Raw genomic sequence first — 17,137 nt, forward strand, 5'->3', positions numbered from 1 at the left:
TAATGGCAATACCTACACCAACAACACCCACGAAAGGCGCCGGCACTACTTTCTGGATTTATACCGGAACAGGTGATGCTTACGAAGATCCTCTTAGTGACGTAGGCTGGACCCGGACGGCTAAAATTAAGGAGATAACACCTGGCGAACTGACGGCTGAATCATATGATGATTCCTATATCGATGATGATGCGCCTGACTGGGATTCAACTGCTCAGGGCGTTAAGTCTGCCGGGCAAACAAGCGTCACACTGGCATGGAAACCAGGTGAGTCTGGCCAGCAGGATCTTGTTGACTGGTTCATGAGTGGCGATGAAAAAGCATATAAGATTAAATACCCAAATGGCGCAGTAGATGTTTTTACTGGTTGGGTAAATAGTCTGGGTAAAACCATTGCACGAAATGAAGTTATTACCCGTAGCGCTCAGATTACCAATAAAGGTAAACCGTCCCTGGCTGAAGATAATTCTTCTGTTAATCCTTAATATATTTCTATGGCGGTGCTATGGCACCGCGCCGGAGCAATATAATGACTTATCTTAAGAAAGATACATTAAACCCAGATGGCGAGAATATTCATCTTTTTGAATTATCTGCCTTCAGTCGTATGACATATATTGAGTTCATGGTTGAAGAGCGAAAATCATTACCGACTGATGGGCTTCCACCTGATGAAAATTTTAAAATTGCTACCTTATTGACTATGCGCGATCAGGCCATGCTTGTTGCTTTATCCTTGAGTGAGGCAGATGACGAACCGCGCGAGGGGAAAGAGATCTTTCCGGAAATTATACGCAAATATCCGCCAGGATTACTGGGTAGCGCGGCCTTAATGGTCCGTATGCTTTCAGGGATGGTCCCTCCTGTCATTAATGAAACTGAAGAGACTATAGAAGAGGATGCGCCGGATCTGGAAAAGTCCTGACCCGCTCACGTCGCTTTGCTATGCGCTTAGCCAGAGAGTTTGGTCGGCCTGACTGGCGCGCCATGCTTTCGGAAATGTCCTCCTCTGAATGGTTCGAATGGATTGAATATTACCAGGAGCGTTGCTTCAGCGACGATCTGCTTGATTCCCATTTCGCAAATTTAAGCTACCTCGCCGTCAGTCTTTTCACTGATCCAGACAAACACGGTATTTCCGCCCCCGATTTTAGTTTGCTTGCAACAGCCAGGGAAGAAAGCGAGGACGTTTCTGACGAACAGCTTATGTCAATAGCCGAGAGCATTCCCGGAGGAGTTCGCTATGTCCCAGCCAGTGGGTGATCTGGTCGTTAAAATTGATGGTGATAGCGCAAAATTTGATGAGGAAGTTGCTCATCTCAATAAGCAACTGAGCGGGTTAGGCAGGGCAGCAAACGACAGTTCAGCACAGGTTACGGCAGCTTTTTCACGTCAGGAGCGCGCTGCTAAGCGTGCTGGTATCTCAATCGGGCAGTATAAAAATGCGATGCGCATGTTGCCTGCGCAGTTCACGGACGTCGCCACTCAGCTGGCTGGTGGCCAGAGCCCCTGGCTAATCATGTTGCAACAGGGCGGGCAGGTCAAGGATTCCTTTGGGGGGCTGGTCCCGACCTTTCGTGCCTTGCTGGGGTCAGTAACCCCTCTGGCGCTGGGTATCACCGCATTGACCGCGGCAGGTGCGGGGATGGGGTATATCTATTATAACGGATCGTCAACCCTTTCAGATTTCAATAAAACGCTGACATTATCTGGCAATTCTGCGGGCCTGACTACCGACAGAATGTTGGCACTGGCAAAATCGGGTCAACAGGCCGGACTTACCTTTGATCAAACCAGTGATTCCCTGACGGCATTAATTAATGCGGGGGTCGGCGCTGGTGCACGTTTTGATGAATTAAGCCAGTCAGTAGCGAGGTTTACTGCTGTCTCAGGTGTCCCGGTTGAGAAGGTTGCAGAAGCATTCGGTAAACTGGCGAATGATCCTACCTCGGGCCTGATTGCGATGGCTCAACAGTTTCATAACGTAACAGCCGAGCAGATTGATTACGTTGCTCAGTTACAGCGTTCAGGAGATGAAGCCGCCGCTTTGCAGGCGGCAAATGAGGCAGCGACAAAGGGCTTTGATACACAGACTCAGAGCCTGATAGATAACATGGGTACGATTGAGCGTTCAGCTTATTCGTTAAAACGCGCGTTTAAATCCATGTGGGATGCTGCACTCGATCTCGGTCGACCAGATACCGCTGGTGAGATAGCAAGTAAGGCAGAGGCTGCTTTTAAACGGGCTGATGAAATATGGAATCTCAGGAAAAATGACCGTTATGTAAACGATGAAGCCAGAGCCCGATTCTGGAGCGACCGGGAGTCGGCCCGTCTGGCCCTTGATATGGCGCAGCAGCAGGCTGGTATTGCCAAAGCCAGTGTGGCTGCGGCAGAAAAGGAAGCAGAGGCAGAGTCTGATAAACAGAAATATGCAGCCCAGGCACAGGCAAATTATGCTAAATCGCAGACCGCGCTTGAAAAATATACTTCCCGTCAGAATGAATTAAATAATGCGCTGAAAGAAGGGCATATTCTTCAAGCCGATTACGCCATCAATATGGCTGCAGCCAAAAAAGAATATGAGGCATCCTTAAAAAAAACGCCTAAATCAAAAGGTTTCAAGGTCTCCGCTGGTGATCGTTCCTCCGACCAGACGAACGTTGAAACCCTGCAACTGATGTCCGAGCTAAAAGTGTTGCAGCAGCATAAAGAACTGAACGATACAATCAGTTTGGAGCGGAAAAAACTCTGGAAACTTGAGGCAGATTTCTCAGTGCTTGAGGAGGCATCCAAAACCAGAACGCTCAGTAAGGATGAGCAATCTTTACTCGCCAGCAAGGATAAAGTTCTGGCGCAGGCTGAAGTCAATGCAAAACTCGGCGATCAGATTGTCGCTCAGGAGCGCTTAAATAAACTTCAGGATAACTCATTAAAATATATTACCCAGATGCAGGAAAAAACAGCGGCACTGACAGATAGTGCTGGTCTGGGTGACAAGGACAGTCAACGTAATCTTGAAAGAGCGCAACTTCGCCAGGGCTGGCAGAATCAGGGAGGAAACCTGGATGATGAAGGTTATAAAAAGGAACTGGAAGCACTGGAAGGATACTATTCCGCTCAGGATGAAATGCGGGGTAACTGGCTGGCAGGTGTTGAGTCCTCCTGGCAAAACTACGCTGATATGGCCACCAACTATAACCAGATTGCTGCGGAAACGACTAATACTGCATTGAGTGGAGTAACGAGTAATCTCCAGCAGGGGTTATATGATCTAGCCACCCAGTCTGAAGATGCTGGCGATGCCCTTAGCAATATGGTTGAAGGTTTTGGTAAGACTGTTATTCAGACTCTGGCCCAGATGGCTGCACAGTGGCTGGTTTATCAGGGTATTCAGCTCCTGGTTGGAAAAACAACTCAGGCAACAGCTGTTGCTCCGATGATAGCTAATGCTCAGGCAACAGCGCTTCAGGCCCAACTTGCGGCATATGCCTCTACCGCAGCCATTCCAATTGTTGGCCCTGGTCTTGCTCCTGCTGCGCTGGCAGCTGCTGCCGGCGTCACTGCTCCTCTTGTTGCTGCTATATCTGCTTCAGCATTGGCGGGCATGGCCCACGATGGTATCGATAAAATCCCAGAGACCGGAACCTGGTTATTGAAAAAGGGAGAGCGGGTAACTACAGCTGGCACATCGGCAAAACTGGATGCCACATTAGACCAGGTTCGTCAGCAAAGAGCAGCAAGTGGCCGGACAATTGTTGCAGAATTCCATAATACCTTCACAGGGAAACCGGATGATACCACCATGCAAATGGTGAATCAGCAGATGCGTGCCTCTGAAAAAAGAATGAAGCAGTATATGACTTCTCAGGTAATAAATCCCACTGAGAATTATGGGCGTTCGCTTAAATCAATATATCCCCGGAGGCGTATAAAATAATGACCGATATTTATTATCCTCATGATTATATACCCGGTCCGGCATATGATGGCTATGGGTTTGAGCCAGCGGAAACAATAACACGTACCGACAGGGTAGGAGGTCTTGCCAGACAGCGCAGAAAATATACATCTGTACCAACTAATAACACGGTTGTATGGCAGTTTAAAACCGATACGCATGCTCAGGTTTTTGAAGCATGGTTCAGAGATGTTTTAGCAGACGGGGCAGCATGGTTTTACATGAAATGCAAAACCCCGGTTGGTGTGAAATTATTTAAATGTCGATTTATAGGGATTTATAAAGGACCCTCATTTATTAAGCCTGGCCTGTGGCGTTATTCCGCGACCATTGAGTTGAGAGAGCGACCACTCGCTCCAGTTGGTTGGGGTAATTACCCTGAATGGCTGGTTGGGCAGTCTCTTCTGGATATCGCCCTCAATAAGGAATGGCCTAAGCATGACAGTAATTAACCGACTTTATGCTTCCTCAGGGTCTGAAGTTATCATCGGCACTCTGCAGATTAATATAGGTGACCAGTATTATTACCTGTGTGAAGGTTATGAGGACATAACGGCCACAACCGAAGGTGGCAATACCGTCACTTTTCTGGCATGTGCAATATCGTTTTCGCTTCCTGCCAGAAATGAAGACGGGACGCAGGATCTTAAATTTTCTTTATGCAATATCGACGGCGTGGTCTCTAAAGCTATTCGAGATGCCGTTGATGAACTGAATGAATCCACGATCATTTTCCGGCAATACATTTCAACAGACCTTTCCGGTCCCGCTGAGCCGCCCTCCGTTATGCCTGTAAAAGGGGGCTCTTGGACAGCAATTGTGGTCAATATCACCGCGGGATTCAAAAACGTTCTTGATTATGCCTGGCCGCGCAACCGCTTCACTCTACCATATTTCCCTGGCCTCCGTTACACCCGATAGGTATCCCATGCTGAACATTGATAAGTACCTGGCTGTCCGCTGGCAAATGGGCGGACGCGTCTTTCCTGTCCTCGACTGCTACGGGGTTGTTCATGAAGTACGTCGAGACCTCGGCTTACCTGAGTGGCCAGTGTTTGAAGGCGTGATTAAAGAGGGTAATGAGATGCACGCTGCCTGCACCCATTTCCGTGAAAACGTAGCGTGCTGTGATCCCTGTGCCGGTGCCGTGGCTGCCTGTTATATCGGGGGAATGATTGGTCATCTCGGTGTGGTGGTTGAGTTGAACAGTATGCTGTATGTGCTGGAATGCAATCCCCGTCGCAACGTGACGATCCTGCCGTTGACGCGCTTTGAGAAGCAGTATCTGAAAGTGGAGTATTACCAGTGACTATTCGTGTATACCCGTCCAGGTTGCCGGGCGAACCGCTCGAAAGGCATGAGCACCGCACGATGACGGTGCATGAATGGATGTCGGAAAACGTAGACAACTATCGTCTCGACATGCAGCAGCGTGTTGCTTTTGAGGTAAATGGGCGAGCGATAACACCGCAGGAGTGGCCTTTCTGCGTCATTTATTCCGACAGTGATGTGAGCGTTTTTCCCGTACCCGGTGAGGGGGTTTCTGCCACAGTGATTGCTACCTGGGTTGCGGCAGCGGTCGCGGCGGCATCGGCTATTTATGCCATCGTGATGATGTCGCAAATGGATAAGGGGGGGTATTCGTCCAGTAACGGGACTTCCCTTGATCTCAACCCGGCAAAAGCCAACCAGGCAAAACTTGGCGACCCGATTCGTGAATTGTTTGGTCGGGCGCGCATCTATCCCGATTATGTTGTACAGCCCGTAACCCGATATAACCCTGATGATCCCACCCGCATGACGGTGGAGATGATGGTTTGTCTGGGAATGGGAAATTTTGCATTCACCAATGGCGATATTCGCGTAGGTGCCACGCCAATCAGCGCACTAGGTGATTCATTCACTTACGACGTTTACCCTCCCGGAGCGGATGTCTCTGCGGATCGCCGCAGTGAAAACTGGTTTAATTCGACCGAGGTCGGCGGTACATCCAGCGGTAGCGGCCTTGATATGGCCCAGACAGCTCCCGATTCTTCCGATATCAACGCTGACAGCATGACGGTCGCTGGCGCTACGGTGAGTTTCAACGGGCTTGATGATGATAACGATGATGAGGATGAAGGTAACGCCTTGCCGGAATCGTGGGTAGATGGAACCATTGTGACCATCATTGCACCTGCTAATTACCTGGTTTCAACATCATCGGGTTATAGCGTGCTGGCCAGCGATACGTTGGCGGAAATCAATCCTGTATCCGGCATGCCCGTCACGCTTGAGATTGGCGGCGCAAAATATGATCTGGTTATCGCAGTCTATACCCCCGGACAGGATGCAGTTCCCGGAACTGGTGGTAGCTCGGCGATTTTACGCGGAAACGCTTCGCCGACAACGTATGATTTTTCCGTGACAGGGCAGACATTTGATATCACCTGGCACGCTGCAACGTTCACGGTCTCGCTGGTGGCCGATTATCTGAATATGTCAGGGCTTCTTGCTGCCATAAACGAAGGGCTTACCGGATCAGGACTCGTTGCTCATGATGATGGCGGTATCGTTCGGATAGTTGAGAAATCTAGCCCGTGGAAAGGTGGTGACATTACATCCTCCGCACTACCCGTTTCTGCGTTCGGTGACAACCCTTCATTTACTACGGGGTCAGCCTCCAGCGGCGGAAGCCCGGCGATCACTGCAAATGTCAGGCTTGCCTATGGTAGCGCTTCTGGTGCAGCCTTTTTGGGGATACCGGAAGGTACACAACGTTTGTCTCTGGCCCATCGGGGTAACGAGTACCGGATAGTTGAGTCGGATGGCACATCGGCAACCGTTCAGCGTGTGATTGATGGTGTTATTGATCCAGCCTGGTCAGGATTCTCAGTGCGGACAATGATTGATTATCAGGCCACCGGAATCAATGACAACGATACCTGGATGGGGCCTTTCCTTGTTTGTCCTGAAAATGAAGTTGTTGATGCATTTGAGATCAACTTTGCTTTCCCGTCGGGTATTTGCGGTTTTGATAAAAAAGGGAATAAAAGGACGCGCCATTGTGAATGGGAGATTCAGTACCGGGTATATGGTTCCGGTACTGGGTGGACAAGCAAGGAGGGTGTTTATGCTCTGCAAAACGTCAATGGGCTGGGGTTCACAGAACGATTTGAACTGTCAACAACGGGGCTTGTAGAGGTTCGTTGCCGACGTCGTAATGAGCAGGGAAGTAATAACGCCCGTGACGCTATGTACTGGCAGGCGTTGCGCGGGAGGTTACTGGCGCGTCCATCATCTTACGCCGGTGTCACTCTGATGGGAGCTACGGTCGAGACGGGTGGTAAGCTGGCGGCGCAGTCCGATCGCCGCGTGAACGTTGTGGCCACGGGGATTTATGACTCAGCATTGCCACGCAGCATCTCCGGCGCACTGTATCACGTTGGTCGGTCTCTGGGACTGGAAATGGATACCGCAGCAATTGATGCGCTTGAAAGCGCGTACTGGACACCTGGTGGAGAAACATTCGATTTTGCAACCAGCGATAGTATGTCGGCGCTGGAAATGCTGCAAAAAATCGCGAACGCGGGAAAGTCGTATTTCATGCTGAATACCCAGGGGCTCGCATCAGTCGGCAGGGAAGGCGTGAAACCGTGGGTTGGCGCCATCACGCCGCACGAAATGGTGGAAGAGCTTCAGACGGATTTCACTGCTCCAAACGATGATGATTACGACGGCGTGGACGTCACTTATATCAACAGCACCACATGGGCAGAGGAAACCGTTCAGTGTCGTACACCAGGTAATCCGACTCCCGTTAAAGTTGAAGACTATACGCTGGATGGCGTAGGGGAAGAGGATCGCGCTTATCAGATAGGCATGCGCAGACTGATGAAATACCGCATGCAGCGCCTGGTTCACAAGACCACAACGGAAATGGATGCGTTGTGTTACAGCGTGGGCGATCGCATCGTTCTGACAGATGATATTCCCGGCAACAACACCATTTCGTGTCTTATTGATGCGATGTCTACAACTGATGGTCTGACGACGTTCACCGTCACCGAGAAGCTTGACTGGTCATTTGAAAATCCCCGGGTGTATATCCGGTATCAGGACGGCACGGCGTCTGGCTTGCTGAGTGCATCGCCCGGCGGAGATTATCAGGTGGCAGTACCGCATCAGGCTCAATTTGACGATATCCTGATTGGTGATCCCTTTATAGAACCGCCAAGACTTATTTTTTGTAGCTCAGAAAAAGATGTGTATCACGCGATAGTGGCCGAGGTCTCCCCGCAGGATGACGGAACATGCGAAGTAACTGCTCGACAATATCGTGACGAATTCTACGCCTACGACGACGCCACCTACCCCGGCGACGTCGCTTAACTTTCTCTAAAGTATTCTTTCACCCGCCTCATTCGGCGGGTTTTTCATTTTGGAGCACAATGTATGGCCGACAACGAAAAGCTTGGCTCGACATCCCCTGAGGTTTTGCTGAAGAACGTCGTTATCCTTGACAAGTTAGTTAGTGATAAAGAAAAGGAGTCATTGCCGGATCGTTTCGGTGCACTTCGTCGTACATGGTACGGAATGGAGATGATCTTCAGTCGGTTCATCGCCTATATCACCAGTCGTGGTGAGCAGGCAGTTGCGTCTATCGGCTGGCAGGAGTTGGGGGACTGGGCCATAGGCCTGACGGTTCAGAACCGCAATCAAATCGTGAGTTTTAACGGCTCCTGGTACAAATACCTTGGAGAGCTTGAGCACGTCATTGCCGGAGATTCTCCAGAGAATGATGGCGGCGTGTGGTCGGCTGAAAACCCGGCAGGGAAATGGTCGAATATTGGTGATGCGGCTCTTCGCTCAAACCTGGGTTCAGGCGACGGCCAGAAACTGGTGGGAAAGTGTGCCACGCTGGATGCCCTGAGAAGCATTGAACCGGAATACCACGGGCAGGAGATAATCCTGTTTCGGGCTGTGAACGATGGCCCCGCTTTGAATGAAAGGCTGTATTACGATGCGACGGATACCACATCGGAAGAAAATGGATTTTCGGTATTTGTGACGCCGAACGGCGCAAGATGGAAAGCGGATGTATCCGAGGGGTATAACGTATTTCTGGCGGGATACTCTCCCTCTGAAAATAACCTCGCGCAGTGCATTCATAAAATAAACGCCTGGATAGTTGCTAAGGCTATTGCTGCCAGCCGGATTAATGACAGGAAGGCGACCATTCTTGTTCCTGGTCTGGTTGATTCTGGCGGGGCTACTGAGTACATAATGACGGAAGGCGTGCACTTCTGCGCTGCGCTGGTCGAACTGGTTCCGCTTACGCTTCAGTTCTGGGATTTTTCACGTGCTGTCGATGATGTAGCGATACTGTGCAGCAATGAATTTGAGGGATTACGTGGCGGGCTGGGTAACAGCTACAACGAGGGAGCGGCTGACCAGGGCGGCTTTGCTATCAACCCACGCAGCTTTCTCTATATCAAAGGCGGCGGCGAGGATTACACCCCTCACGGCGTCATTCTGGGTAATCGGTCACGTCGCCCGGATGGGACTGCATACCTTAACGTCAGGGATACCGTTATACGTAACGTTCGGGTGTTCAACTGCACGGGCGGTCTGACATTCGGCAATTACGACACCTACATGGTGGGCTTTGAAAACTGCAACGCTTATGCAAACACCTATGGCCTGTATCAGCCAAATGCCACAGCACTTAATGCCGGTGAGCGGTGGTGGCTGAATAACTGCGTCCTGTCTAACAGCACCGAAGACAATATCCACGTTAACAGCAACGGACCAGCGATTTATTTTGACAACATCAGTAATGATTATGCCCGCCGTGATGCTTTCCGCTTTGGCCCTAATGCATCCGGTTCGTTCATGTTCACAAACAGCCATTTCGAAGGCTATGACGAGATGCTGATAAACCAGCCCGTCAAAGAGGGTTCCGGTGGCCAGTGTCGTTTTCTGATGATTGGCGGGCTAACGGACTCCCGACGCATCGGCGTAACTTATCGTGGCATCAGGGACGTCATTTACGGGGCGACATATCGCGGCGTTGTTGCGGAATTCCGTGATGTGGATATGGGCGCAGGCCCTGCCGGTTACATGTGCAACAGCAAGTATGGTTCGTGGACGGGGGCAGAGAACGCTGCGGTTGTTATTATTCAGCACAAAAACAGCGATACCTATAAATGGTTGCCGGGTTACGGTTATGGCGTGGGTAAATACGCTCTCAACCCGGTGTACCAGTTTACCGGGGCGGCAGGTGCATCGCTGCCGACGACAAAAGCCACCGCCAGTGCGGCCAGCGCCTACCACTGGATTTTCACTCAGGGTGGAGCCACGGCGGTCTTTGGTGCTGCGGATACTGATGGATTAATCCCTGTCAAAATCAGCATGACCTCAGCAACGGATGTCCTCTACCTGTATCAGGCGACCGAAATCCAGTTCCCGAGAAACACCAACTACCTGTCAGCGATGTGCGCGATTAAATGCAAAAACGCGGTGGGTGAGGTGAAGGTTCAGGCGGTCATTCGTCCGCTGGGCAATCCGACGATAACCGTTGCTAACTCAGTGGTCACGCAGACAGAAAATGTCCGTTCTCAGGTTCTCGGTGATGAGATTGATGTCCTGAATACGATACTGACCAAAAGTTATATCGATTTAACGAAGGATGATTTCATCTCAACCCCGCCGCTCAAGGTGCCGAATTACTTTTTAGGCTCAGTGACATCTAACGCCGGATTTAAAATTTACGGGTTTACCGGGGAAATTGAGCTGGAACTTCCTGTTTACTGGTTCGACAACATGCACCCCAATACATGAGGAAATAAAATATGTATTACGTTTATCTGGTCAGGGACGGGTTGTATGAAGTCACCGCAACAAGGCGTGACGATGAAGAGTATTTGTCATTCAGCACCGATAACACCGCTCATATTGTCGAAACGGCCGACTGGTATATCACGCAGAAAAGAGAAATGGAAAACCCGGCGACAAACGATAATGAAGACGGCGATGATTTCATCGACCCGACGCTGAAGCATTACACGGTTGTTGTTTTGTAAGAACTCCCGCCATTACTGGCGGGATATTTATTCTGATACTTGATTGTTTTTCAGGGCCTCCTCAACAGCTTTCGCCATTTCCTCGGCCAGCACCATTTGCTCGGCAATAAGTTTCTCATTCGCTGCGGTTTCGGCCTCGGCTGTTGCGGATTCTTCAATTTTCAGTTTGAGAGCCGCTTCTGCTTCATCAAGTGTATTTTCACCTGAATATGGGCAATCAATATGGCGAATACCGATCTGTTCGTACCCTGCCACCGACACTTCAAACTCAACCGTGGCTATGTCACCAGAAACAAAGACGATTGATTTTGCGGTATAAGTTACGTAAACAGTATCTTCAGCCTCTTCAATCTGAAAACCCAGCGATGATGCCGAGTTCTGTTGTGTTATTTTTCTCGCGATGGTAATGCTCATTTTAATCCCCTGTAGGAACCTTCTGCGCGACCCAGTCAACGTTCAGGACGTGTGAACTTCCCGTAGTCACGCGTAGCCAGCTCTTAATCACGTAACGAGAACCAGCAACGCCCTGTATTGTAAAGGTCATATTTTTTACTTCATCCCCGGACTGGTATGTTCCGGAGACAGGCATGGAAATACCTGGGTAATCATGTTTCTGTTGATAAAAAGAAACGACGCCACGAATATTAACTGCAGCTGTGGCACCTGTAATTGTCACGCGGCGTCCGATGTATTCTTTGTTACCCCCATCCACGCCGCCATCCCATCGGTAGGATTCGTATGTAGCACCGATAAGCTCAGCGCCGCCACTTATATACAATTCAGAATTACCATGCCCGCCGTCATACACACAGCGTGTATACGCTCCTGCTGAGGCGTCAATTTTGGTATTGTTAATTTTTACTTTCGTCGATGCTGTCAATTCGATGGCATTTCGGATAAGAGCAGCACTGGAGTCATATCCAAACCCCCAAATCCGCCCACCGTTCAACTCAACGCGAGTACCATTAGTTCGAATAACTGAGCCGGTAAAGTTATTAAACGTGCAATCGTTAAACGAAACGACAGCATCAGGATCGCTCACATCATTGATATAGCAGATATTTGGGGCTATACGGCTGGTAAATTCAGACTTGAAATCCCCGGTAAATCCACAAAATGAAAAAGTAAGACGATTTGTGAAATTTTGTGCATAAACTGGATATATACAATGATCTGCTGTACAACCGACGAATTTTAGTCGGTCTGCGGAACCTGTATATCCCCATGATTGCATGAAGAATGTGTAGCAGTATCCGTATGCAAACAGATTAATAATCGTAGCCCAGTCAATCCGTCCGAAACGAAAAGCTATGGCGTTATCATGCATCCACTGCATTAGTGTTACGTCATATTTATACGGTGACGTATCGCCATTTAGGTAGTTGTAGTTCCAGCGAATGTCCTGAATGACCGGAACATCTCTGACCTGAGTTAACGCCACCCCCATATAAAGAGGTGCCCCAATTATTTGGTCAAATACCACCCGAGATGCTGACCCGGAATCTACATTATTGACTGTCCCACCGAGACGAAACGCGTAATATGCGTTGCCAACATCGAGGCATTCAAATCGGGATTCATATGCGCCACCGTGAAAAATCGGTGGGTATATAACCGGAGCGGTTGTCGCCTCGTTCAGGGTGGTCACCTGATTTGGGTATCGAAAGCGAAGATTGCGAAATCGGTTATAAAATCCGCCACTCAGCTCGTTGCTTATACGTAAATCAAAGGTGCCGTAAGTGCCCACGGGATTAGTAATATTGAAGTTAACATAACTACCATCCGGGCCATTAAACTCCGTCCGTTTAGCAAAGGGGATATCGTTCTGACTAATATCATATGTTTTCCCAGACTCGAAGATGACAGACTCACCCGAAGCTGCCGCCTCTCTTATTGCAAGCATGACATTGCCGGAATTTTTGGACAGATAGTAAGCAAACGGCCTGGTGGGAACGTTGAATACGTGGATGTAGTTGACTGATGCCATACCCAGTTCGTCTGAATCCAGGTTTACGCGAACAATCCCGGCAATTTACAATCAGCTATTTCAAAGGGTTGCATAATGCTGATTGGCTACGCACGGGTGTCTACCGGCGATCAAAACCTCGATTTACAGAAAAATGCGCTGGTTCGCGCAGAATGTGAGCTAATTTTCGAAGATACCGCCAGCGGAAAGAATGCTAAACGGCCAGGATTACGGAAAGCTATTCGCCGTCTTCGACCTGGTGATTCGCTGGTGGTCTGGAAGCTGGATCGCCTCGGTCGCAGTGTACGCGACCTCATCACTCTGGTATCAGAACTGCAGGAGCGGGGGATTCATTTTCGCAGCCTGACCGACAGCATTGATACCAGCACGCCAGCAGGCCGCTTCTTTTTCCACGTAATGAGCGCGCTGGCAGAGATGGAGCGAGAATTGATAGTTGAGCGAACCCGCGCTGGTTTAGCCGCGGCTAGGGAGCAGGGCCGGGTAGGTGGCCGGCGCCGGATAATGACCACAGAAGTTGTGGAGCGCTGCCAGCGCATGCTAGATAAAGGAGCGACTCGGCCCCAGGTTGCCGATGTGATAGGGATCAGTGTGAAGACTGTATATAAATATTTCCCATCAAATAATGGCGTACCTGTGAAGTCATGAACGTATCTGCCCACCCCCAGATATCGCCGCTCAACTGTATTGCATGAGATATGGCAGGACCATAGTCCTTATAAATCATTGTCGTGGCTGGAAACCAGCCACTTTTAGTTGATTCAAGAAGCATATAGCTGTCTTCTCGAACTTTTATAATAGCGAAGGACCGTAATTCGAAATCAGGGAGTGGTAACTTCCTTTCCTCCGGGAAGTAGATCCTTACCCCGGAAAATATGGCGCTGTTGCAACTGATCATTCTTTTACCAGCCATAGATCCGCTTCTTCAAACATCTCCTCAAGCATGCGGTTTAGCCGTTCTTTATCATGTTTGCTGGCGTCTGAGTTAAGAGCATTTGCCTGCATAGGTTTTACCTTAACTTCTGCATCAGGAAAAATTCTGTGCACTCGTTTTGTTAACTCATTGAGAATGATAGAACGAGCATTAGCCAAACCTTCAACATTGCGCTTGTCATATACGAGTTCAACAAACATTTTCTCGATCCTCTTTACTGTGTTTATATACAGTATATATACTGTAATTATGTACAGTGTCAAGAAAGAGGAGTAAAACCGTGGGCTTTCCATCTCCAGCAGCAGATTACGAAGAAATGCGTATTTCACTTGATGAAAAATTCATTAAGCATCCAGCTGCAACGTATTTTATGCGTGCGGCAAACACCTGTTATCGCGCGGGTATTCTACAGGGGGCTCTTCTCGTCATTGATGCGTCACTTAAGCCATGTGATGGCACTTTGCTTGTATGTGCGATGGCGGGGGAGTTCAGAGTCAAGCGCTATCGGCAGGTGCCAAAACCTCATCTTGAGGACCTGTCATCTGGGCGAAAAGAGGCGCTTCCGGGGGAAGAGGAAAATTGTCCGCCGGCAGTATTTGGAGTGATCACATACATAATCAATGATGCGCGCTCAGGAGAGTTCGACGACTGCCCGGTTATGTGATTAAAGGGCCATATGCCTCTAAGGATATGGCCCAATACTTTACTTTTTGGGTTTTGTCGGTTCACCATCAGCTACAGAATCTGCCGCTGAATCAGTAGACTCCGGCTCAGCGGTATCGTTTTGAATTTCTGTTGGCTGAATGATATTAATTAGCTGGCCTGCAGATACGTGTCCATTCTCTGTGACTTCTAAGTAAGAGATCTCGAGAGTAGACTCTGTTGCTACAGCGCTGGAAAACACCAAAAGCTCATCAGTTGAAGTTATATCGGCAGTGGTTTTGATAGTGAAACCTTCACCGTTAGAGGCCCTGATAACTGAAATGCTGATGTCTTGATTGGTAGCCCCCGAGCGAGATATGCCTCGAATATAAAATTCATCCTGACGTGTATTCTTTATCCGATCAACAGACTGACGCTGGGTATATGTATTAAGGTGCGCACGATCGATTACTTCATCACCGAGTTTAACTGTTTTAACCTTAGGGTCTTGGGCAATATTTTTCAAAAACTTTTTTCTACCGTCTTCACCGTGGGCCAAAACTTCACGGCTGACGGTTGTCTGACCTGTTTTTAAAAGTTCTAAGGTTGACTTTTGCGATTCTAGTACTGCCCCGGTCGCCTCTTTGACTAAAGAGATCTGATCAGAAGATGACTGGCGCTGGGTTTCCCAATATTCATCCGCAACCTTCCAGCCAACTGTGCCGGCGGCAATAACAATAGCAACCAATGCGCAAAGCGCCTGTCTGCCATTCATTTTACCGATTGCTTCTTTGATCACCGAAACTGCTCCATTCACAATTGCATCTGATTGACCATCTGCTTGGCTTGAACCTTCACTTATATGGTACACAATATCAAGCAAATGTTTGTCTGAGTTCGTTAACTTTTGCCTGTTATGTGTGTCGTGCCGGATGACTGTAAATGCCTTTTGAATCTCATTGGTTAACTCAGCCATCCCGAACAGCATTGAGGCTGTCAACGAAGAGCTGTATCTCTTCTTGTCCCCTTTGACATTGATGCTGATCGTGGGCCAGCCTTTGAACTCTACGTCAGGGAAACAGAATTCATCAGAGTCTAAATCCTTTCGTCCCATCATTTTTGAGATGAAAGCTTCAAACTCACATTCATTTGTTATTAAAAATTTTTCAACTACGGCCGTCATTTAACCCTCTTTAATTCTTAAAAGATAACCCAGAGATACAGGGGTTTAAAGGAGCATCATAGCCGCAGGATTAAGTAAATAATATATGTGGATTTTTTCAGGTATCTGAGTGGTTACATAGGGGGGCGCATAGAAGTTATGACGGGGTTTCACCCCAGTTTCACCCCATTAACTCCCGTACGAAAAACAGACATAAAAAACCAGCCTTAAAAGGCTGGTTTCTCAGGGATTTTTGGTCGGCACGAGAGGATTTGAACCTCCGACCCCCGACACCCCATGTTGGGTAATTCAATCAGAAGTGGCTTCCACAGCCATGACAGTGTTTTTTCCCAAAGTGGGAGTGAATCCCAGTAGCCGCGCTGACGGATGATATTTTTTTCTGATCCTCGTAGCACTTAGGACAAAAAGGCCCGTTAGATTTACCATCAACAGGAACTGCACGATAATAAAAACCATCACGGAACACTAATTCATCAGCTTCCTTAAGCTTTCCTTCTAATCTGCGGACCTCAGTTTGAAGCTCTACTATTTCTACTTGTGCTTCCGCGAGACTGATTCTCGCTTCACTAAGCGCATTATATAAATCACTAATTTTTAAACGCACTTCAGCATCATTGAAAGCAGCAGACGCATCTTTAAGATCTTTGGCCATACCAAAGGCAAGCTTTACTGCAGACAGACCAGCATTTATAGAAGCAATATCAGGCATGAAATATACTCCATTGTTAACGAATGTGCTGAATGGCAAGCAATAAAAAAGCCCGCAGCAGCGGGCTTTTTTATCACTCAAGAGCCGCGGCTCCTTTGCGTATCCTTTTTTGTCCCCTCACCGTCTGGTCGGTGTCCTGCTGAGACTGCTAACTTCCTGTTATTGCTAGTGATGTCCTATCACTGTCCAATCATGATTGGTGGAGCTGGCGGGAGTTGAACCCGCGTCCGAAATTCCTACATCCTCGGTACTACATGCTTAGTCAGTCTTTACATTCGCACGCCAGCTGCGGACAGACACGCCACTAACGAACTAGCCTGATTAGATTTAGCACTTCAGCCCCAGGCAGGACATCCATGCGATCTCTTTTGGGTTTGACCTCTCTTGATCCCCGTCTTAAGAGCGGAAGCTAGGGAGAGAGGGCTCTTAGCAGGTTATTAAGCTGCTAAAGCGTAGTTTTCGTCGTTTGCGACTATTTTTTTGCGGCTTTTTACGAGGCCAACCGCCCCTCGGCATGCACCTTGGGTTTCGCAAATCCCGTCGAATCCAGAATCAGCCCCAATGTGTACGTTGAGTATAACAGATTTATGAATGTGCTTACCAGCCCTCGTTTCGAGGATTCTAGCGGCGGGTTGGGTGAAAAATCAGCATCAACAACGA

16 protein-coding genes, 1 other RNA gene and 1 pseudogene are annotated in these 17,137 nt (G+C 48.8%); 12 read left to right on the plus strand and 6 right to left on the minus strand.

The window, feature by feature from the left end; all coding sequences use genetic code 11:
• Positions 1-2: 2 nt before the first annotated feature.
• From AC07P6_RS07350 to AC07P6_RS07395, 10 genes and pseudogenes are all read left to right on the plus strand, one after another.
• Positions 3-473 (plus strand): annotated as a pseudogene (locus AC07P6_RS07350) (phage tail tube protein); the annotation flags it as partial.
• A 56-nt stretch (positions 474-529) separates the two neighbouring features.
• A complete protein-coding gene (locus AC07P6_RS07355) occupies positions 530-925 on the plus strand; it encodes a phage minor tail protein domain-containing protein (protein ID WP_154905020.1) in 396 nt (131 codons plus the stop codon).
• Positions 926-945: 20 nt separating this feature from the next.
• Positions 946-1,263 carry a phage tail assembly protein T gene (locus AC07P6_RS07360; RefSeq protein WP_116965851.1) on the plus strand — a complete coding sequence of 106 codons (318 nt, stop codon included), beginning with the start codon at positions 946-948 and terminating at the stop codon, positions 1,261-1,263.
• Positions 1,244-3,940: a phage tail length tape measure family protein gene (locus AC07P6_RS07365; RefSeq protein ID WP_154905019.1), complete on the plus strand. Its 2,697-nt coding sequence runs from the start codon at positions 1,244-1,246 to the stop codon at positions 3,938-3,940. The genes AC07P6_RS07360 and AC07P6_RS07365 overlap by 20 nt, the downstream gene beginning before the upstream one ends.
• Positions 3,940-4,413, plus strand: a complete 474-nt coding sequence (locus tag AC07P6_RS07370; RefSeq protein ID WP_154905018.1) for a hypothetical protein — start codon at positions 3,940-3,942, stop codon at positions 4,411-4,413. The genes AC07P6_RS07365 and AC07P6_RS07370 overlap by 1 nt, the downstream gene beginning before the upstream one ends.
• Complete coding sequence (locus tag AC07P6_RS07375; RefSeq protein WP_116965848.1) at positions 4,400-4,882, plus strand: DUF1833 family protein; 483 nt, start codon at positions 4,400-4,402, stop codon at positions 4,880-4,882. The genes AC07P6_RS07370 and AC07P6_RS07375 overlap by 14 nt, the downstream gene beginning before the upstream one ends.
• 7 nt (positions 4,883-4,889) lie before the next feature.
• Positions 4,890-5,270 (plus strand): nitrite transporter, encoded by a 381-nt coding sequence (locus tag AC07P6_RS07380; protein ID WP_116965847.1) that lies wholly within the window; start codon positions 4,890-4,892, stop codon positions 5,268-5,270.
• Complete coding sequence (locus AC07P6_RS07385; RefSeq protein ID WP_154905017.1) at positions 5,267-8,332, plus strand: host specificity factor TipJ family phage tail protein; 3,066 nt, start codon at positions 5,267-5,269, stop codon at positions 8,330-8,332. The genes AC07P6_RS07380 and AC07P6_RS07385 overlap by 4 nt, the downstream gene beginning before the upstream one ends.
• Before the next feature lie 63 nt (positions 8,333-8,395).
• Positions 8,396-10,783: a hypothetical protein gene (locus AC07P6_RS07390; protein WP_177952377.1), complete on the plus strand. Its 2,388-nt coding sequence runs from the start codon at positions 8,396-8,398 to the stop codon at positions 10,781-10,783.
• Between the two features lie 11 nt (positions 10,784-10,794).
• Positions 10,795-11,025, plus strand: coding sequence for a hypothetical protein (locus AC07P6_RS07395; RefSeq protein WP_154905196.1), 231 nt, complete (start codon positions 10,795-10,797; stop codon positions 11,023-11,025).
• Between the two features lie 27 nt (positions 11,026-11,052).
• Here the strand turns inward: AC07P6_RS07395 and AC07P6_RS07400 are convergent, their stop codons facing one another.
• Together AC07P6_RS07400 and AC07P6_RS07405 are read right to left on the minus strand one after the other, a co-directional pair.
• Positions 11,053-11,439, minus strand: coding sequence for a hypothetical protein (locus tag AC07P6_RS07400; protein ID WP_154905195.1), 387 nt, complete (start codon positions 11,437-11,439; stop codon positions 11,053-11,055).
• Between the two features lies 1 nt (position 11,440).
• On the minus strand, positions 11,441-13,012 hold the full coding sequence (locus AC07P6_RS07405) for a hypothetical protein (RefSeq protein ID WP_478315956.1): 1,572 nt from the start codon (positions 13,010-13,012) through the stop codon (positions 11,441-11,443).
• A gap of 75 nt (positions 13,013-13,087) precedes the next feature.
• Between AC07P6_RS07405 and AC07P6_RS07410 the strand changes: the two genes are divergently transcribed.
• On the plus strand, positions 13,088-13,657 hold the full coding sequence (locus AC07P6_RS07410) for a recombinase family protein (RefSeq protein WP_154905169.1): 570 nt from the start codon (positions 13,088-13,090) through the stop codon (positions 13,655-13,657).
• A gap of 246 nt (positions 13,658-13,903) precedes the next feature.
• On the opposite strand, the gene AC07P6_RS07415 is transcribed toward AC07P6_RS07410, so the two are convergent.
• The gene (locus AC07P6_RS07415) at positions 13,904-14,143 is read right to left on the minus strand and encodes a DinI family protein (RefSeq protein ID WP_015370245.1); all 240 of its coding nucleotides are present in this window, start codon (positions 14,141-14,143) and stop codon (positions 13,904-13,906) included.
• Between the two features lie 80 nt (positions 14,144-14,223).
• Here AC07P6_RS07415 and AC07P6_RS07420 point away from each other — a divergent pair, with 80 nt between their 5' ends.
• A complete protein-coding gene (locus AC07P6_RS07420) occupies positions 14,224-14,607 on the plus strand; it encodes a HumD family translesion DNA polymerase (protein WP_139536665.1) in 384 nt (127 codons plus the stop codon).
• Between the two features lie 39 nt (positions 14,608-14,646).
• On the opposite strand, the gene AC07P6_RS07425 is transcribed toward AC07P6_RS07420, so the two are convergent.
• The 3 genes from AC07P6_RS07425 to ssrA form a co-directional block, all read right to left on the minus strand.
• Positions 14,647-15,768, minus strand: a complete 1,122-nt coding sequence (locus AC07P6_RS07425) for a hypothetical protein (RefSeq protein WP_235891668.1) — start codon at positions 15,766-15,768, stop codon at positions 14,647-14,649.
• A 292-nt stretch (positions 15,769-16,060) separates the two neighbouring features.
• The gene (locus AC07P6_RS07430) at positions 16,061-16,477 is read right to left on the minus strand and encodes a hypothetical protein (RefSeq protein ID WP_074186726.1); all 417 of its coding nucleotides are present in this window, start codon (positions 16,475-16,477) and stop codon (positions 16,061-16,063) included.
• Between the two features lie 197 nt (positions 16,478-16,674).
• Positions 16,675-17,037, minus strand: a transfer-messenger RNA (tmRNA) gene (gene ssrA / locus AC07P6_RS07435).
• Positions 17,038-17,137: the final 100 nt, after the last annotated feature.

It is taken from the genome of Klebsiella sp. GFKo11, from assembly GCF_056490265.1.